Source organism: Bradyrhizobium sp. CCBAU 53415 (genome assembly GCF_028128735.1).
Lineage (GTDB): Bacteria > Pseudomonadota > Alphaproteobacteria > Rhizobiales > Xanthobacteraceae > Bradyrhizobium.
In genome coordinates, this window is sequence record NZ_LBJF01000027.1 from 959,916 (window position 1) to 974,902 (window position 14,987).

At 65.0% G+C, this 14,987-nt stretch carries 14 protein-coding genes; 10 read left to right on the forward strand and 4 right to left on the reverse strand.

Translation table 11 applies throughout. The annotated features are described in order from the left end of the window. Position 1: 1 nt before the first annotated feature. The 3 genes from XH87_RS32550 to XH87_RS32560 all read right to left on the reverse strand — a co-directional run bounded on the left by XH87_RS32550 (position 2) and on the right by XH87_RS32560 (position 1,966). Complete coding sequence (locus tag XH87_RS32550) at positions 2-862, reverse strand: alpha/beta hydrolase (RefSeq protein WP_271590392.1); 861 nt, start codon at positions 860-862, stop codon at positions 2-4. A gap of 210 nt (positions 863-1,072) precedes the next feature. Then, positions 1,073-1,453 carry a hypothetical protein gene (locus XH87_RS32555; protein ID WP_271590393.1) on the reverse strand — a complete coding sequence of 127 codons (381 nt, stop codon included), beginning with the start codon at positions 1,451-1,453 and terminating at the stop codon, positions 1,073-1,075. 267 nt (positions 1,454-1,720) lie between these two features. Then, entirely contained in the window at positions 1,721-1,966 is a 246-nt protein-coding gene (locus tag XH87_RS32560) for a hypothetical protein (RefSeq protein WP_271590394.1), read from the reverse strand. Positions 1,967-2,451: 485 nt separating this feature from the next. On the opposite strand from XH87_RS32560, the gene XH87_RS32565 reads away from it, so the two are divergent. The 5 genes from XH87_RS32565 (at position 2,452) to XH87_RS32585 (ending at position 10,298) form a co-directional block, all read left to right on the forward strand. Beyond that, positions 2,452-3,129, forward strand: a complete 678-nt coding sequence (locus XH87_RS32565; RefSeq protein ID WP_271590395.1) for a response regulator transcription factor — start codon at positions 2,452-2,454, stop codon at positions 3,127-3,129. Positions 3,130-3,145: 16 nt separating this feature from the next. Next, the gene (locus tag XH87_RS32570) at positions 3,146-4,570 is read left to right on the forward strand and encodes a sensor histidine kinase (protein ID WP_271590396.1); all 1,425 of its coding nucleotides are present in this window, start codon (positions 3,146-3,148) and stop codon (positions 4,568-4,570) included. 157 nt (positions 4,571-4,727) lie between these two features. Beyond that, on the forward strand, positions 4,728-5,729 hold the full coding sequence (locus tag XH87_RS32575) for an RNA polymerase factor sigma-32 (protein ID WP_442868328.1): 1,002 nt from the start codon (positions 4,728-4,730) through the stop codon (positions 5,727-5,729). A gap of 103 nt (positions 5,730-5,832) precedes the next feature. Beyond that, positions 5,833-9,015 carry an efflux RND transporter permease subunit gene (locus XH87_RS32580; protein WP_271590397.1) on the forward strand — a complete coding sequence of 1,061 codons (3,183 nt, stop codon included), beginning with the start codon at positions 5,833-5,835 and terminating at the stop codon, positions 9,013-9,015. Further along, a complete protein-coding gene (locus tag XH87_RS32585; RefSeq protein WP_271590398.1) occupies positions 9,012-10,298 on the forward strand; it encodes an efflux RND transporter periplasmic adaptor subunit in 1,287 nt (428 codons plus the stop codon). The genes XH87_RS32580 and XH87_RS32585 overlap by 4 nt, the downstream gene beginning before the upstream one ends. Before the next feature lie 58 nt (positions 10,299-10,356). On the opposite strand, the gene XH87_RS32590 is transcribed toward XH87_RS32585, so the two are convergent. Continuing rightward, positions 10,357-10,632 (reverse strand): hypothetical protein, encoded by a 276-nt coding sequence (locus XH87_RS32590; RefSeq protein WP_271590399.1) that lies wholly within the window; start codon positions 10,630-10,632, stop codon positions 10,357-10,359. Between the two features lie 512 nt (positions 10,633-11,144). Here XH87_RS32590 and XH87_RS32595 point away from each other — a divergent pair. The 5 genes from XH87_RS32595 to XH87_RS32615 all read left to right on the forward strand — a co-directional run bounded on the left by XH87_RS32595 (position 11,145) and on the right by XH87_RS32615 (position 14,920). After that, on the forward strand, positions 11,145-12,197 hold the full coding sequence (locus XH87_RS32595; protein ID WP_271590400.1) for a catalase family peroxidase: 1,053 nt from the start codon (positions 11,145-11,147) through the stop codon (positions 12,195-12,197). Further along, positions 12,194-12,757 carry a cytochrome b gene (locus XH87_RS32600; protein WP_271590401.1) on the forward strand — a complete coding sequence of 188 codons (564 nt, stop codon included), beginning with the start codon at positions 12,194-12,196 and terminating at the stop codon, positions 12,755-12,757. Before XH87_RS32595 ends, XH87_RS32600 begins: the two co-directional genes overlap by 4 nt. 109 nt (positions 12,758-12,866) lie before the next feature. Continuing rightward, positions 12,867-13,367, forward strand: coding sequence for a Dps family protein (locus XH87_RS32605; RefSeq protein WP_035699250.1), 501 nt, complete (start codon positions 12,867-12,869; stop codon positions 13,365-13,367). 17 nt (positions 13,368-13,384) lie between these two features. Further along, positions 13,385-14,221, forward strand: a complete 837-nt coding sequence (gene fdhD, locus XH87_RS32610) for a formate dehydrogenase accessory sulfurtransferase FdhD (protein ID WP_271590402.1) — start codon at positions 13,385-13,387, stop codon at positions 14,219-14,221. 24 nt (positions 14,222-14,245) lie between these two features. Continuing rightward, positions 14,246-14,920 (forward strand): YoaK family protein, encoded by a 675-nt coding sequence (locus XH87_RS32615; protein WP_271590403.1) that lies wholly within the window; start codon positions 14,246-14,248, stop codon positions 14,918-14,920. The last annotated feature ends 67 nt before the right edge of the window (positions 14,921-14,987 follow it).

Sequence of the window (14,987 nt, forward strand, 5' to 3'; positions counted from 1 at the left end):
TCTAGTCCAGCAACCTCCGAGCGGCCTCCACCAGGATGCCGTTCGGCCGACGCAGGGCCTCGAGAATGGTGAAATGGTCGGCGCCTTCGACGGGAATGAGCTTGCCGGGCGCTCCGGCCGCGGCGCGCTTGTCGTGGAAATCGATTGAATCGTTCACGAGGGCCGGCAGCTCGCTGCTGCCATAGGCGATGTCGAGCCGCTTTGGCGTCACGGGCAGGCGCAGCGGCGACAGCGTGGCGATTTCCGCATCCGTCAGCTTCAGCGCGTTGTTGAGCCCGGTATCGCGGATCGGCGCGAGATCATAAACGCCCGATATCGCCAGGCCCGCGTGGACATGCGAATGATCGAGCGCCATCGCCACGAGATGGGCACCGGCGGACCAGCCCGCCAGCACGGTCGGCCCGGCAACGCCGCAGGACGGACCATGCACGGCGAGCCAGTCGAGTGCACGCGGGATTTCGCCGACGATATCAGTCAGCGACACTTCGGGCGCCAGCGAATAGCCGGGTATCGCAACGGACCAGCCATGCGCGGCGACGCCTTCGACCAGCATGGCGAACAGTTCGCGCGAATTGCGCTGCCAATAGCCGCCATGCAGGAAGACCAGGCACGGCGCGTCAAGTTTCGCGGCCGGATAGAGGTCGATCTTGTTGTTGGCCCGTTCGCCATAGGGCAGGTCGAGGTTGGAGTTCAACGTGCCCCGCAGCCGGCTGGAGGCCTCGTTGCGCTCGGCGATCAGGGCCGCGCTGTTCTTGACGGCCGCGTTGTTGTCATAGGCGGCGTCGCGTTCTGCCTGCGGCAGCTCGGACCACCTGCCACGGGGGTCGAGCGACCGAACCGTCGAATGAGCGCTCTCAGCCAAGAGACTCTCCATTGCGCCTGCGCCCCGGGTGGCGCACTTGTCCAGCTTGGATCGGCGATTCCGTGCGTGGATGCAATAGGGCTTGCCTCACTCGATGCATCCGGCGTGCCAGCATCCTCCCGAGATGACGCACAGGCGCCATCCGCTGGTGTTGGATCGATCCGGACTGCGCGCTGGCGTGGTCCGGACCGATCGGCGCCTTTCACAGGATTAGCTGCAGCTCAGCGGCAACGGCCGGCCGGGATGCAGCTCGTACCAGTCATAGCAATCCGGATAGCCGTAGAAGCCATATCCGGACCGGAAGCGGTCATAGCGGTGAAATGCGTGCTGCCGCAGGCCGCCGGTTGCGACATGATCGCCGAAGCCGAGGTGCTCGCCGCCGAATCGGGCTCCGCTGCGGAATCCGCCGGCATGTCCCATGCCGCCGAAATGCGCGCCGCCACCAAACCCCATATGGCCGCCGCCAAAGCCCATATGTCCGCCACCGAAGCCACCGCCGCCGTGGCCACCGCCGCCATGTGCCTCGGCCGTTCCGACAGCCAGCGCGGAGGCGAGCGCCGCGGTCGCTATGATCATCAATGCTCGTTTCATGAGAGACTCCTTTCGTGTCCAGATGCCCGGCGGCCGATGCCGTCGCTTCAGCCTCGTGCCGTCAGCAAGCCCCGTCGTGAAGGGGAGATAGGAAGGTCGCGCGGCAATCCCACTGAATTCGATTTCAGGAGCGGGGCGCTGCGCATCGGCGAGGGTGATCCGGCGCGACGACCACGCGAGGGCGGGCCCGGCGTCGGGCCCATCCCCATCGTTGAACGGTGGCGGCCGAGCGAGACGCCCGCCCGGCCGGCCGCTGCGTTGTCGGCATCAGAAGCTGCCGGGGCCCGGCTCACAGGGAACGTTGTTGCCGGTCCATGGCGCCGTCGCAAACGCGCCGACACGTGGCGCCGGAACGCAGGCGTGGCCGACCTGATAGACCGACCCGTCCGATGCCATCGGATCGGCTTGCATGGCGGATGATCGCGCGACGGCATGGCTTTCCCGCGCCATGACGGGTCCCCCGAGCATGGCGACTGCGATCAGTCCGGTCGACAAGAGCTTGAGAGTGGTCATTTGGCTTCTCCTTTGATGACAGCCGGCATTCCAAGCCGGCCTGCGAAGGAGGTGCGGACGAGCGCGCGTCAACAAAACGCACGAATTGCTCACCTGCGTTCAATGGCCCGTGATTCCGACCTTGCCGGCAAGCACGATCGTGCAAACGCGCAACGATTGCGCTTCCGACGCGTAACAGCGGCCTCCCCGAGGACTTATGTGTGGAAGCGTCCTGCAGCATGGAGATGAGAAATGATCGCTGCGACAGCACATTCGATCGCCATCGCGCCGTCGCCAGCGGTGGCTGCGCGCCCCTGTTCTCTGACATGCTATTTAATGGCGTGCCATTCCGCGCAGGGTTACTTGTCCTGCGAGCCAGCGGTGCGTCGCATGCCGGTCCTGCCTCGCGTGTTCGGCCCGGGCGGGCGTTGAACATGCCGACACGGATCACCGAGCCCATGCTTCGCCGCCGGCCTCGAGGCCTCGCAGGACGTGGGACCAGCACAATGACGCGGATTCTCCTGATCGAGGATGATGCCGAGACCGCCGATGCGATCGTGGCCGAACTCACCGAGCGCGGGTTCGAGGTGCGATGGGCGCCCGACGGCATCGGCGGTCTCGATCGGGCGCGCGAATCGTCTCCCGATGCCCTGATCGTCGATCGCATGCTGCCCGGAATGGACGGGCTGACCGTCATCGAGGCCTTGCGCAAGGATCAGGTCAGGACGCCCGTCCTGGTGCTGAGTGCGCTCGGCGCGGTCGATGACAGGGTGCGCGGATTGCGCGTCGGCGGAGACGACTATCTCACCAAGCCGTTCGCGCTGATCGAACTCGTCGCCCGGGTGGAGGCGTTGCTGCGCCGTCCGATCGACAGCCGAGAGTCCACGTTGCGCGCCGGGCCGCTGGAGCTTGACCTGATCGAGCGGACCGTGCGGCGAGGCGAGCGCGAGATCGATCTGCTGCCGCGCGAATTCCGCCTGCTCGAATACATGATGCGCCGAAGCGATCAGCTGCTGACCCGCGCGATGCTGCTCGAGGAGGTCTGGAACTACAAATTCGTGCCGGCAACCACCAATCTCATCGACGTGCACATGGGCCGCCTTCGTCACAAGGTCGACGGCTCCGGCGAGACGCAGCTCATCCACAACGTTCGCGGCTCCGGCTTCGTGCTGCGCACTCGCTGACAAGTCCGGCGGATCGATGCGCCAGATTCAGTTCATTCGTTCGAACACGTTCCTGTGGGCCGCGACGATAGCAGCCGCACTGGCGTTGTTCGTCGCCGGGCTGTTCGCGTTCATCTACTGGAAGATCGACGACTACCTGATCGTGCGATCCGACCTCATGATCGCCACGCAGCTCAACTCCATGGCCGAACTGCCGCCCGGCCGCCTCATCGACGCGATCTCAGATCATCTCAAGCAGGATTCCAGGGGCGTGCAATATGCCGGGCTGTTCGATGCCGCAGGGGCCCGGCTTGCCGGCAACATCGCGCGATTGCCGTCGAAGTTCGAACTCGGCGGACCGGTTCAGAGCGTACGGCTCGCCCGGGTCGGACCGTCGGCGGATCGCGATGCCGTCGTCAAGGCCGCCGGCAGGCGGCTGGGCAGCGGCCATATCCTCGTGATTGGGAGGAACGTCGACGAGACGCGCGAGATATCCAGCGTCGTCGGCCAGGCGCTGGTGCTGGGGCTGCTGCCGGCATTCTGCCTCTGCCTGCTGGCCGGGGCCTGGCTGAGTGTCCGCGCCCAGAGGCGCGTGGAGCAGGTGAACCAGAGGGTTCAGCGCATCGTTGCCGGCGATCTCCGCGAGCGGCTCCCGCAGACCAATGCGGACGATCCGTTTGCGCGGCTGGCCGGGATCGTCAACGGCATGCTCGACGAGATGGAGACCACGATCAACGCTCTGGCCGGTGTCGGCAACGATATCGCTCACGATCTCAGAACGCCGCTCACGCGAGTCCGCCTGGCATTGGAGCGCGGGCGCACGCATGCGGCCACGCTGGAGGACCTTCAGGACATCGTGGACAAGGCAATGGCCGGAATCGATCAGTCGCTCGCAATCGTCACCGCGCTGCTGCGCCTCGCCGAAATCGAGAGCAGCAGCCGCACGGCCGGTTTCGGCGACGTCGCGCTCGACGAGATCCTGCGACAGGTGTGCGACGTCTACGAACCCATTGCCGAAGACAAGGATATCGAGATTGAGGTCGAGATCGAGCGCAAAGTGAAGGTGCGGGGCGATCGGGACCTGCTGTTCGAGGCGATTGCCAATCTCGTGGACAATGCCGTCAAGTTCACCCCCGCGGGCGGAAGGGTGACGCTCGAACTGGTGTCGGACGACGGGGCCGTGCTCATGCGCGTGCGCGATACGGGGCCCGGCATCGGCGAGTGGGAGCGCGAGGCGGTGCTGCGTCGGTTCTACCGCTCCGACAAGATGCGCAACACGCCGGGAGTGGGACTGGGACTGAGCCTCGTCGCGGCCATCGTCAAGCTGCACGGCTTCTGCCTGACCATTTGCCCGGCACCGGGCGGACGGGTGGAGATCCTGGTCTCGACGGGAGCGACATCACGCGAGGCCACGGCGTCCGCGTCCGCCCGCTCGCTTCACGCGAGCCTCGCGCCGATGTGACCACCGATGACCGCCGATGCCGTGTGCGACACGTGCGAAGCGGAAAGAAGGTCGAGATCTCTGAAAGCGAATTCAGGCTCGTTAAGTTCAATTTACTGGCGCCGTCATTCGGAGGCCTCTTACTGTCCCTTCGTCGGCTAGAATGTGGGAGCAAAGGATGCAAATGCGTCGCGCGGGTTTGAGCAAGATCGATGCGGCTGAGCCGGGCAGGCGTACGGCGGCCGGTGTGTTCAGTGCGTATTCCGCAGTCATCGGCCGGTACGACCTGCTCGAACGCGAGCAGGAGCAGCAGCTTGCGCGCCGCTGGCGGGAGACGAGGGACGGTGATGCCGCGAACATGCTCGTCACGAGCCATCTCCGGCTCGCCGCCAAGGTCGCGCGGAGCTACAGGGGATACAATCTCCCGTTCGCCGATCTCATGGCCGAAGCCAGTCTCGGGCTCGTGATCGCCGCGTCGCGGTTCGAGCCCGGTCGAAACTCGCGATTTTCGACCTATGCGACGTGGTGGATCAAGGCCGCCATTCACGAATACATCCTGCGCTCCTGGTCGCTGGTCAAGATCGGAACGACGGCCGCCCAGAAGAAGCTGTTTTTCCGGCTCCGCCGCGAGATGAGAAAGGATGGCCGGGGCGGGATGGCGGGGCTTACGCCTGATGTCGCCGAGGCGATCGCCACCAAGCTCGAAGTCTCGGCCCGTGACGTGATGGAGATGGATTGCCGCCTGAACGGCGACTTGTCGCTGAATGCGCGTGTTGGCGGCGACGAGCACGGTTCCGAGTGGGAAGCCTTGCTGGTGGACGAGGCGAGCGACGCCGAGACCGTCCTTGCCGATCAGGATCAGATGAAGCATCGGACCGACGCCCTGCGCGCTGCGCTGAACGGCCTCACGTGGCGCGAGCGGCGCGTGCTGGAGGCAAGACGGCTGGCGGAGCATCCCCCGACGCTCGAGCAACTTGCCCGAGAGCTTTCGATCTCCAGCGAGCGCGTTCGGCAGATCGAGATTCGGGCCTTTGCAAAGGTCAGGTGCGCCGCGATCCGTGCCACGGAGGAGCCGGCGAGCTCCCGCGGACAGGGGCGGCACGTGTCGCCGTCCCTGTCGCCACCTGCCGGTCCGGACAACATCTCGCACGCGAGGCGCGTGGCGTTCGCTTCGACGTGAGTGATCAAGCGCCGGCGATGCTGAACTCGTTGTCATTTGACCGGTCGCGCCTCGTCGTCATCTGAACAGAAATTTCCCGCAACCGCTCCAGGTAGTCGTCTCCATGGGAATTGTCCGCTTTGCGCTCCGGTTTCCGCACACATTCTATGTGCTCGCGGCGCTGATCCTGTTCCTGGGCGGCATCTCGGTCTGGTCGACGCCGACGGACATCTTTCCCGAGATCCGCATCCCTGTCGTCACGGTCATCTGGAGCTACACCGGCCTCTCGACGCCGGAGATGGAGCAGCGCGTCAGCACCTACAGCCAGTACTCGATCAGCGCCAATGTCAGCGGCATCAAGAACATCGAGGCGCAGACGCTCAACGGCCTGTCGGTTCAAAAGATCTACTTCCAGCCGGACGTCAATCTCGATCTCGCGATCTCGCAGATCGTATCGGCAACAAACGCCATCCGCGCCCTGATGCCGCCGGGCATTCAGCCGCCCGTCATCGTGCAGTTCAACGCGTCGAGCGTGCCGGTACTTCAGCTCAGCCTCGAGTCGGACAAATTGAACGAGCAGCAATTGTACGACTTTGGCATCTACCGGATCCGGCAGCAACTGGCTCCCGTTCCCGGGGTGACATTGCCGACGCCCGCGGGCGGCAAGTATCGCCAGATCATGGTCGACATCGATCCGAACAAGCTGTTGTCGCGCGGATTGACGCCGCTCGACATCGTCAATGCGGTGAATACCCAGAACCTGACGCTGCCGACCGGAACGGCGAAGATCGGCGACACCCAGTACACCGTGCGGACCAATGCGACGCCGGCCTCGATCAAGGATCTCAACATGATCCCGGTCAAGTTCGCGAATGGGGCGACGATCCTGCTGAAGGACGTCGCCCAGGTTCGGGACGGATCTCAGGTCCAGCAGAATATCGTGCGCGAGGACGGTCACCGCTCGGTTCTGCTCAGCGTGATCAAGAACGGCAACGCCTCGACGCTTGCCGTCGTCAACGGGGTCAAGCGGGCCCTGAAGTCGATTCGGGCTTCGGCGCCAGCCGGGCTGAAGATCACCGAATTGTTCGACCAATCGGTCTTCGTCACCCACTCCGTCGACGGTGTGCTGCGCGAAGGCGCGATCGCGGCCGGTCTCACGGCGCTGATGATCCTGGTCTTTCTGGGATCGTGGCGGTCGACGCTCGTGGTCCTGATCTCCATCCCGCTCGCCATGCTGTGTTCGCTCATCGTCCTGCATTTCCTGGGCGAGACCCTCAACACGATGACGCTGGGTGGGCTGGCGCTTGCGGTCGGCATCCTGGTCGACGATTCGACGGTGACGATCGAGAACACGCATCGGCTCTGGACCGAGGAGGGGATGCCGCTGTCGGAGGCGACGCTGCACGGCGCAGCCGAAATCGCCGTACCGACGCTCGTTTCCACGCTCGCCATCAGTTGCGTCTTCACCTCCGTCGTATTCCTCGAAGGACCCGCCAAATACCTCTTCACGCCGCTCGGCCTTGCGGTGGTTTTTGCCATGCTGGCGTCGTATGCGCTGTCGCGGACTCTCACGCCGATCACGATCGGTCTGCTGCTGAAGGGCGAGCGGCGCCACGGCGATGGCGAGCGTTCGTCCGGCGTGTTTTCGCGCGCCTCGGCCATGTTCGAGCGCGGCTTCGAGCGCCTGCGCGACGGCTATTCCGAACTCCTGACGACCCTGCTCCGGCGTCGCAGCATCGTGCCGGTCGCTGCCGTGCTCGTGCTGGGGCTCGGGGCCGTCATGTTTGTCTACGTGGGCAGGGATTTCTATCCCCTGATCGACGGCGGTCAGATCCAGCTGCATGTTCGTGCGCCCGCCGGGACTCGCATCGAGCGTACCGAGGCAATCTTCCAGGCGGTCGAGGACAAGATCCGCGAAATCATTCCGGACCGGGATCGCGGGCTGATCGTCGACAATATCGGACTGCCGGCGCGTCCTTACAATCTGGCCTTCACCGACGGTTCGACGATAGGGGTGAACGACGGCACGATCCTCGTATCGCTCAAGGACGGCCACAGGCCGACTGCGGATTACGTCAGGAAGCTCCGCCAGGTTTTGCCGGCGGCATTCCCCGAAGACACCTTCTATTTCCAGGCGGCCGATATTGTCACCCAGATCCTGAATTTCGGGCTGCCGGCGCAGATCGACGTTCGTACCGTCGGCTACGGCGCCAACAATCTGTCCGTGGCGAAGGAGCTGCAAAAGAGCCTGGCGGCGATTCCGGGAGTCGTCGACGCGCATCTTCAACAGGAGGTCGACGCTCCCGCGTTCTACGCCGACATCGACCGCACAAGGGCCGCACAGCTGGGGCTCAATGCCAGCACGGTGGCAACCAACATCAATGTCAGCCTCAGTTCGTCGGTTCAGGTCTCGCCGAATTTCTGGACCGACCCTACGTCGGGCATCCCCTATTATCTCGCCGTTCAGACGCCGGAGTATCGAGCCAATTCACTCAATGCGCTGGAGAACACACCGGTGTCGGCCTCGTCGGCTGCAAGCGGACAAACCGTGCCTGGACTGCTCAGCAATGTCGCGACCTTCAAGCGGGGGACTGTGCCGACCAATTCGAACCAGGCCAACGTTCAGCCGGTGTTTGACGTCTATGCGAGCGTGCAGGGGCGCGATCTCGGCAGCGTCTCGGCCGACATCGACAAGGTCACGTCGACGCTTCAAAAGCGGCTCCAGCCGGGAAATTCAATTCAGGTCCTGGGGCAGATCCAGAGCATGCGTCAATCGTTCCGCGACCTCGGGATCGGTCTGCTGTTTGCCGCCATCCTGGTCTATCTGCTGATGGTCGTGAACTACCAGAACTTCGGCGATCCCTTCGTCGTCATCATGGCATTGCCGGCGACCTTCTGCGGTATCGTGACGATGCTTTTCATCACGGGGACGACGTTGAACGTGCCTTCGCTGATGGGTGCGATCATGGCGGTGGGCGTTGCATCGGCCAATTCCATTCTGCTCGTGACCTTCGCCCGCGATGCGCAATTGAATGGGCACACTGCGTTCGAAGCTGCGCTGAGCGCGGGTCGCACGCGAATCCGCCCCGTGCTGATGACGGCTGCCGCGATGATCGTGGGCATGATTCCAATGGCGATCGGAGGCCCGGGCGAGGAGCAGAACGCGGCGCTCGCCCGCGCCGTCATCGGCGGCCTGCTGTTCGCAACACCGACGACATTGCTGATCGTGCCCTATCTCTTTGCCTGGCTGCGCAAGGGCAATGACGGCAAGCCTCACCACGGCGTGTTCGAGGAGTTACCGGAATGAGTGATGTTCGCGTGCGGACCAATAGCCACGACGTGAGCGGGCCGCATGATGCGGAGAGCCGCCGCATCGTGGAGCTGCCCGGCAAGGACGCGCGACCGCGGCGCCGCTACGGCGGCGCATGGCTCGGCGGCGCCGTGCTCGTGCTCCTTGCCGGCGGTGTCGGCGTGGGCGCCTGGCGGCACTATCAGGCCGCACGCGATCTTGCCGTATCGGCAGAGCAGATCAGGACCGCCGTTCCGGCGGTTCGCGTGGGGACGGTCCGCGCCAGCGCCGAGTTCACGAAGGTCACCCTGCCGGCGACGACGACGGCATTCGAGGCGGCGAACATCTTCGCAAGGGCCAGCGGCTACATCGAGAAGCGCTACGTCGACATCGGCGATCACGTGAAGAAGGGCGATCTCCTTGCGGAGATCACCGCGCCGGAACTCGACCAGCAGATCGCGCAGGCGCAGGCGACGCTGGCGCAGAACCAGGCCGCGTTGCAGCAGGCGCAAGCGAGTCGGGAGCTTGCCGACGTCACCAATACGCGGGACAGCAATCTGGTCAAGCAGGGCTGGTTGACGGCGCAGCAGGGCGACAACGACCGTCTCACCCTGCGCGCCCAGCAGGCCGCCGTAAACGTCGCCCAGTCGAACATCACGGCACAGGAGGCGCAGATTCGTGTTCTCCAGCAGGAGAAGGCCTATCAGCGTGTGGTGGCGCCGTTCGATGGTGTGATCACGCAACGCAACGTGGACAATGGCAGCCTCGTCCAGGCTGGATCGACCTTCATGTTCACGCTGATGCATTCGAACGTGATCCGAACACAAGTCTTCGTGCCGCAGGACGAGGCCTTCGGCGTCACGCCGGGCGTCGATGCCGAGATTCACGTTCCCGAGATTCCGGGCCGGGCATTTCCGGGGAAGGTCACGCGCATCGCGAGCGCGTTGCAGCCCGGGAGCCGAACGCTGCTGACCGAGATCGACGTGCCCAATCCCGACGGTGCCTTGAGCCCCGGCATCTACTGCACGGTCGAACTGTCGATCCCGCGCAAGACGCCGTCGATGTCGGTTCCGGCCGATGCGCTGATCTTCAATCAGAACGGCCTTCATGTCGCAGTCGTGCGCAACGGCACCGTTCATTTGCAGAAGATCTCGATCGCGCGAGATTTCGGCACTTCGATAGAGGTGCGCGAGGGCGTGCGGCCCGGCGAGCAAGTCGTGCTCAATCCGGCGGTCAATCTGGCGGAGGGCAGCAGAGTCACCATTCGCAAGGATGAGGCGAGCCAGGGGGCGTCGACATGATCCGGATCGTATGCGCCACGCTTGCCGTCCTGCTGCTCGGCTGCTCCACGGGCAAAGCTCAGGTCGCGACGACCGGCAGCACGGCGATGAGCCTCCCGACCGTGCCGGGCGCGATCGTCACCTCACCGCTCAATAGCCCGGGTCCGTTCTCCGCAACGACCGTGCAGGACGCGCCCGACACCACGCTGTCACCGGTTCCGCTCGCCTCGGACCCGACGACGCCGGGGACGGTCGTCGTCTGTGCACCACCATCGACGTCTCCGACGTCGGTGCCGACGATGCCGACCGCATCGAGCACGGGATCGCCGACGGCGGGCAATGTGGGTCCAATCATACCGGTCACGGGACAAAACGGGAGCTCGACCGGGACAATTTCCGCGGCCGCGCCGTCAGGGACAGGAGTGGCGGTGGCGTGCAGCTCAACGCCAGGCGGGGTGGTGGCGAGCGCTGCGAGTTTACCGCTCACGATCCCGCAAGTGCAGGCAGGGCCGCCTCCGGGTACGATCCCGGTCGTCATCAGCGGCGACGTCGGCACGGGCATTGATCCAAGCGCTGCCGTCGCCCCCAGCCCCAACACCTCGACCTGTGCGGAAGGAATGACGATGAATCTGGCATCGCCTGCGACAGTGCTGCCGGCCAACGCGTCAGGTGCGGCGCCGACGCCCGGAGTCTCGCCGATCCTGCCGCCGGGGTGCTGAGGGGCAGGCCGGCCGTGCCTTCGCGAAATTGACGGTGCGTTTGGGAAGATCGGCATGGCGGCGATCAGCTAGCTTCGCGTCGTGTCATTTGGGCGGAGAGCTGCGCGCGTTCGAGCGCCAGGCGGCCGAGGCGTTGCAAGGAGACTTGATGAACCAGTCGGGTGGACGAGAACGTTCGAGCCTTGGATGGCTCACCCTGATTGCCGCCGTCCTTGGCGGTAGCGCGGCGGCCTTCGCATACACCGCGGGGTGGCTCGCGCCGGAGCGTCTTACGCCGGATCGCATGATCGCGGCGTTGACGCCTCCGAGCGGACCGCCGCTCGGACACCGGCGGAATCATGCCAAGGGCATCTGCTTCACCGGCATGTTCGAAGCGAGCGGAAATGGTGTGGAACTGTCCCGCGCCAAGGTGTTCGTGCAGGGCCGCTATCCGGTCCTGGGTCGTTTCAATCTCGGTACGGCCGATCCGAACGCGGTGGACGCGACCGTGCGCGTGCGCGGCATGGGGCTCCAGATATCGGCGGCGGACGGAGAGGAATGGCGAATGGCAATGATCAATCCGCCATTCTTTGCGGTGTCGACGCCCGAGGCGTTTCACGACCTGCTGGTTGCGGCCGGCAAGAAGGATCCGGAGGCGATGAAGACGTTCACGCGCGCAAATCCGGAATTCGCGGCTTTCGCGGCCTGGGCCAAGGCGGCTCCCTGGACCGGAAGCTATGCAGAAGAACCCTACAACAGTCTCAACAGCTTCGTCTTCACGAATGCAAAAGGCGACGAGCACGCCGTGCGATGGTCGCTGGTGCCCATGGCAGAGCCTGCTGCCATCTCGCAGGCGGAGCTGGAAAGGCGCGGCCCGGATTTTCTCGAGCAGGAGATCACGGACCGGGTACAGTCCGCGCCGCAACGATGGACCATGGTCACGACTGTCGCCGATCCGGGCGATCCGACCGCTGATCCCAGCAGAGCCTGGCCGGAGAACCGGCGCAAGGTGCAGGTCGGAACGCTGGTCGTGCAGCGAATTGAACCCGAGCGGGATGGGCCCTGCCGCGATATCAACTTCGATCCGACCGTGCTGCCGCAGGGAATCCGGGTGTCGGACGATCCCTTCCCGGCGGCGCGCTCGTCGGTCTACCGCAAATCCTACGATCTGCGCGCGGCCGAAGCCAGGGATTATCCGAGAAGCGAGGCCGCCAAGCCATGAGCAACGTCCCGCATCGCTTCGCCCCGATTCAGCGGCTGCTGCATTGGCTGATGGCGTTCTGCATCATCGCCATGCTCTTCATCGGTGTCGGCATGGTGTCCACCGTCGCGCCGAATTACCTGCCGCTGATCCTGATCCACAAGACGCTCGGCGTTGCACTGCTCGTGCTCGTCCTGGTCAGGCTGGCGCTGCGGCTTCATTTCGGCGCGCCGCCATTGCCGGCCGACCTTCCGCCGGCGATGAAGCTGGGCGCGCGATTGTCGCATCTGCTACTCTACGGCTTCATGATCGTCATGCCGTTGCTTGGCCTCGGCATGCTCTGGTCCGCGGCCTATCCGGTCGTCCTGTATGGCGGAATTCAGATACCGGCGCTGCTGCCGCAGAGCGACCAGGCGCACACGCTGCTCTGGAATGCCCATGTGTATCTGGGCCTCGCGTTCTTCGCCCTCGTGCTGCTGCATCTGGCCGCGGCCCTGTTCCACGCCTTGATCCGTCGCGATGGCGTGTTCGCGACGATCTCGCCCCTGCCGCAGCGGGAGCGGATGAAGCCGACCGAATGAGCCTCCCGCGCTGGCAGGCGTGCAATCCGGAAACGATCCTTCGGGATGGAAAGACCGGCTGCCCACCGTCTGGCGAGAAGTTTCCGACCCTCCGACAAGGATGCCGACCATGACCAAAGCAGACCTGCAAAGCCCGACGGATCTGGGAGCCAATGCGAACCGGGACATTCCCGCCGCGTTGAGAGCGTTGCTGGCCGACGTTTTCGCGCTGTACCTGAAGACGAAGAATTTCCATTGGCACATGTCGGGCAGTCACTTCCGCGACTACCATCTCCTGCTCGACGAGCAGGCCGAACAGATCTTCGCCATGACCGACGATATCGCCGAGCGCGCGCGCAAGATCGGCGGCACCACGCTGCGCTCGATCGGCCACATCGCCCGCGAGCAGCGCATTCTCGACAACGATGCGGATTATGTCGATCCGCAGGATATGCTGGCCGAACTGCGCAGCGACAACCAGCAACTGACACGGGAAATGCGCCGGGTCCACGAGCTCTGTGACGAATATGGCGATGTCGCCACCGCGAGCGTGCTGGAAAACTGGATCGACGAGACGGAGCGGCGGATCTGGTTCCTGTACGAGACCGGGCGAAGCGGCCCGAATTCGTAAGCGCGAGGCTATGAGCCATGATGACGGGTTCGACATTCACGCGGCACCGGGAGATTGCCTGGCGCGGCGGTCAGATGCGGTCGACCTCGCGGCTGGTTGCCGAGGAGACGGCCATCGCGCTCACCTATAACGGCTCGACCCATGCCGTGATGATGGGAACGCCCGCCGATCTGGAAGATTTCGGTATCGGCTTCAGCCTCACTGAGGCCATCGTCGGACGAAGAAGCGAGATCAGGAGCGTCGATCTGATCCCGAACGAGCTTGGCGTCGAGGTGCGGATGTGGCTCGATGGCGACCGCGCGGCATCCCTGGCGGCCCGCCGGCGCTCCATCAGCGGCCCGGTTGGGTGTGGGCTATGCGGCATCGAAAGCCTTGAACAGGCCCGCCGCGCGCCCTCGCGGGTGAAAGATCGCGGCGTTGCCTTTCACGCAGCGGATCTGCTGGACGCGATGCAGGCGCTGTCTCCGCTTCAGACATTGAACCGGCACACGCGATCGGTTCATGCAGCGGCCTTCTGGACCCCTCGCACCGGCATCGGTCCGGTCAGGGAGGACGTTGGCCGCCACAATGCTCTCGACAAGCTCGCGGGCGCGATCCTCCGCGGCGGCGGTTCGGCCTGCGAAGGCGCCGTGCTCCTGACGAGCCGCGTCTCGGTCGAGATGGTGCAGAAGGCGGCGATGATCGGCGCCCCGGTCGTCGTTGCCGTGTCCGCCCCGACCGCACTCGCCATCCAGACCGCGAGGGAAGCGGGCATCACGCTCGTGGCGATCGCCCGCGATGACGGATACGGCGTGTTCACGCACCCGCGACGCGTCGTGCTGCCCGACGAGGCCGCGCCGCGCCCCGGCTGTTGACATTGCGGGCCGACCAGGATGGTGATGCAGGCCGCATCGGCGGAGCCGGGAGCCGAGCCACGCGTCACAGCCCATATGCCGGAGCGGTCGCTCCTGGTTGCATCCCTGCTGACCATGTCCGGCGGCTTTCTCGATGCCTTCACCTGGCTCTCGCTCGGAGGTGTGTTCGCGAGCTCGCAGACCGGCAATGTCGTCTTCCTTGGCATCGACGCCCTGTCCGGACGGTGGCCGCGGGCCGAGCACCATCTGCTGCCGATCGTCGGCTTTCTGCTCGGCGCCTGGGTGGCGATCCGCATCCAGGCGCCGCTGCGTTGTCTCATGGCGCATATTGCCTGCCTCGCGGCGGCGATGCTGCTGCTGCACCGGGTCCCTGATTCGATCGTGATCCTCGGAATCTCCTTTGGTATCGCGCTGCAGTCCGCCAGCTTCAGGCACGTCGAGCGCTGGGGCTATCTCTCGGTCACCGTGACCGGCAACATGCTGCGCGCCATCGATCAATTCGTGTCGACATCCGATCGCGACGCCTCGCGTGGCGGCGCGGCCATGCTCGTGCTCTGCCTGATGTTCCTGTTCGGCGCCGCGGTCGGCGGCTATGCGACGAGGCGGCTGGATGCGGCCGGTCTTGCCGTGCCGATCACATTGTCGACCTCTGTGCTCCTGGTGTGCTTGCGGAATCGGCGCTGGTGCGACACCGGCTGAGCGGTCTCCCGGACATGCGCCGACGCACCATGCCATTCGGAAAAGGGACGTTCGCTCGCGGAAGCGG

What these genes read in the sequence shown, in the direction of transcription:
- XH87_RS32555 (WP_271590393.1), bottom strand. Translation starts at nt 1,453, where the DNA reads ATGAAACGAGCATTGATGATCATAGCGACCGCGGCGCTCGCCTCCGCG.
- XH87_RS32560 (WP_271590394.1), bottom strand. Translation starts at nt 1,966, where the DNA reads ATGACCACTCTCAAGCTCTTGTCGACCGGACTGATCGCAGTCGCCATG.
- XH87_RS32565 (WP_271590395.1), top strand. Translation starts at nt 2,452, where the DNA reads ATGACGCGGATTCTCCTGATCGAGGATGATGCCGAGACCGCCGATGCG.
- XH87_RS32570 (WP_271590396.1), top strand. Translation starts at nt 3,146, where the DNA reads ATGCGCCAGATTCAGTTCATTCGTTCGAACACGTTCCTGTGGGCCGCG.
- XH87_RS32575 (WP_442868328.1), top strand. Translation starts at nt 4,728, where the DNA reads ATGCAAATGCGTCGCGCGGGTTTGAGCAAGATCGATGCGGCTGAGCCG.
- XH87_RS32580 (WP_271590397.1), top strand. Translation starts at nt 5,833, where the DNA reads ATGGGAATTGTCCGCTTTGCGCTCCGGTTTCCGCACACATTCTATGTG.
- XH87_RS32585 (WP_271590398.1), top strand. Translation starts at nt 9,012, where the DNA reads ATGAGTGATGTTCGCGTGCGGACCAATAGCCACGACGTGAGCGGGCCG.
- XH87_RS32590 (WP_271590399.1), bottom strand. Translation starts at nt 10,632, where the DNA reads ATGATTGGACCCACATTGCCCGCCGTCGGCGATCCCGTGCTCGATGCG.
- XH87_RS32595 (WP_271590400.1), top strand. Translation starts at nt 11,145, where the DNA reads ATGAACCAGTCGGGTGGACGAGAACGTTCGAGCCTTGGATGGCTCACC.
- XH87_RS32600 (WP_271590401.1), top strand. Translation starts at nt 12,194, where the DNA reads ATGAGCAACGTCCCGCATCGCTTCGCCCCGATTCAGCGGCTGCTGCAT.
- XH87_RS32605 (WP_035699250.1), top strand. Translation starts at nt 12,867, where the DNA reads ATGACCAAAGCAGACCTGCAAAGCCCGACGGATCTGGGAGCCAATGCG.
- fdhD (WP_271590402.1), top strand. Translation starts at nt 13,385, where the DNA reads ATGATGACGGGTTCGACATTCACGCGGCACCGGGAGATTGCCTGGCGC.
- XH87_RS32615 (WP_271590403.1), top strand. Translation starts at nt 14,246, where the DNA reads ATGCAGGCCGCATCGGCGGAGCCGGGAGCCGAGCCACGCGTCACAGCC.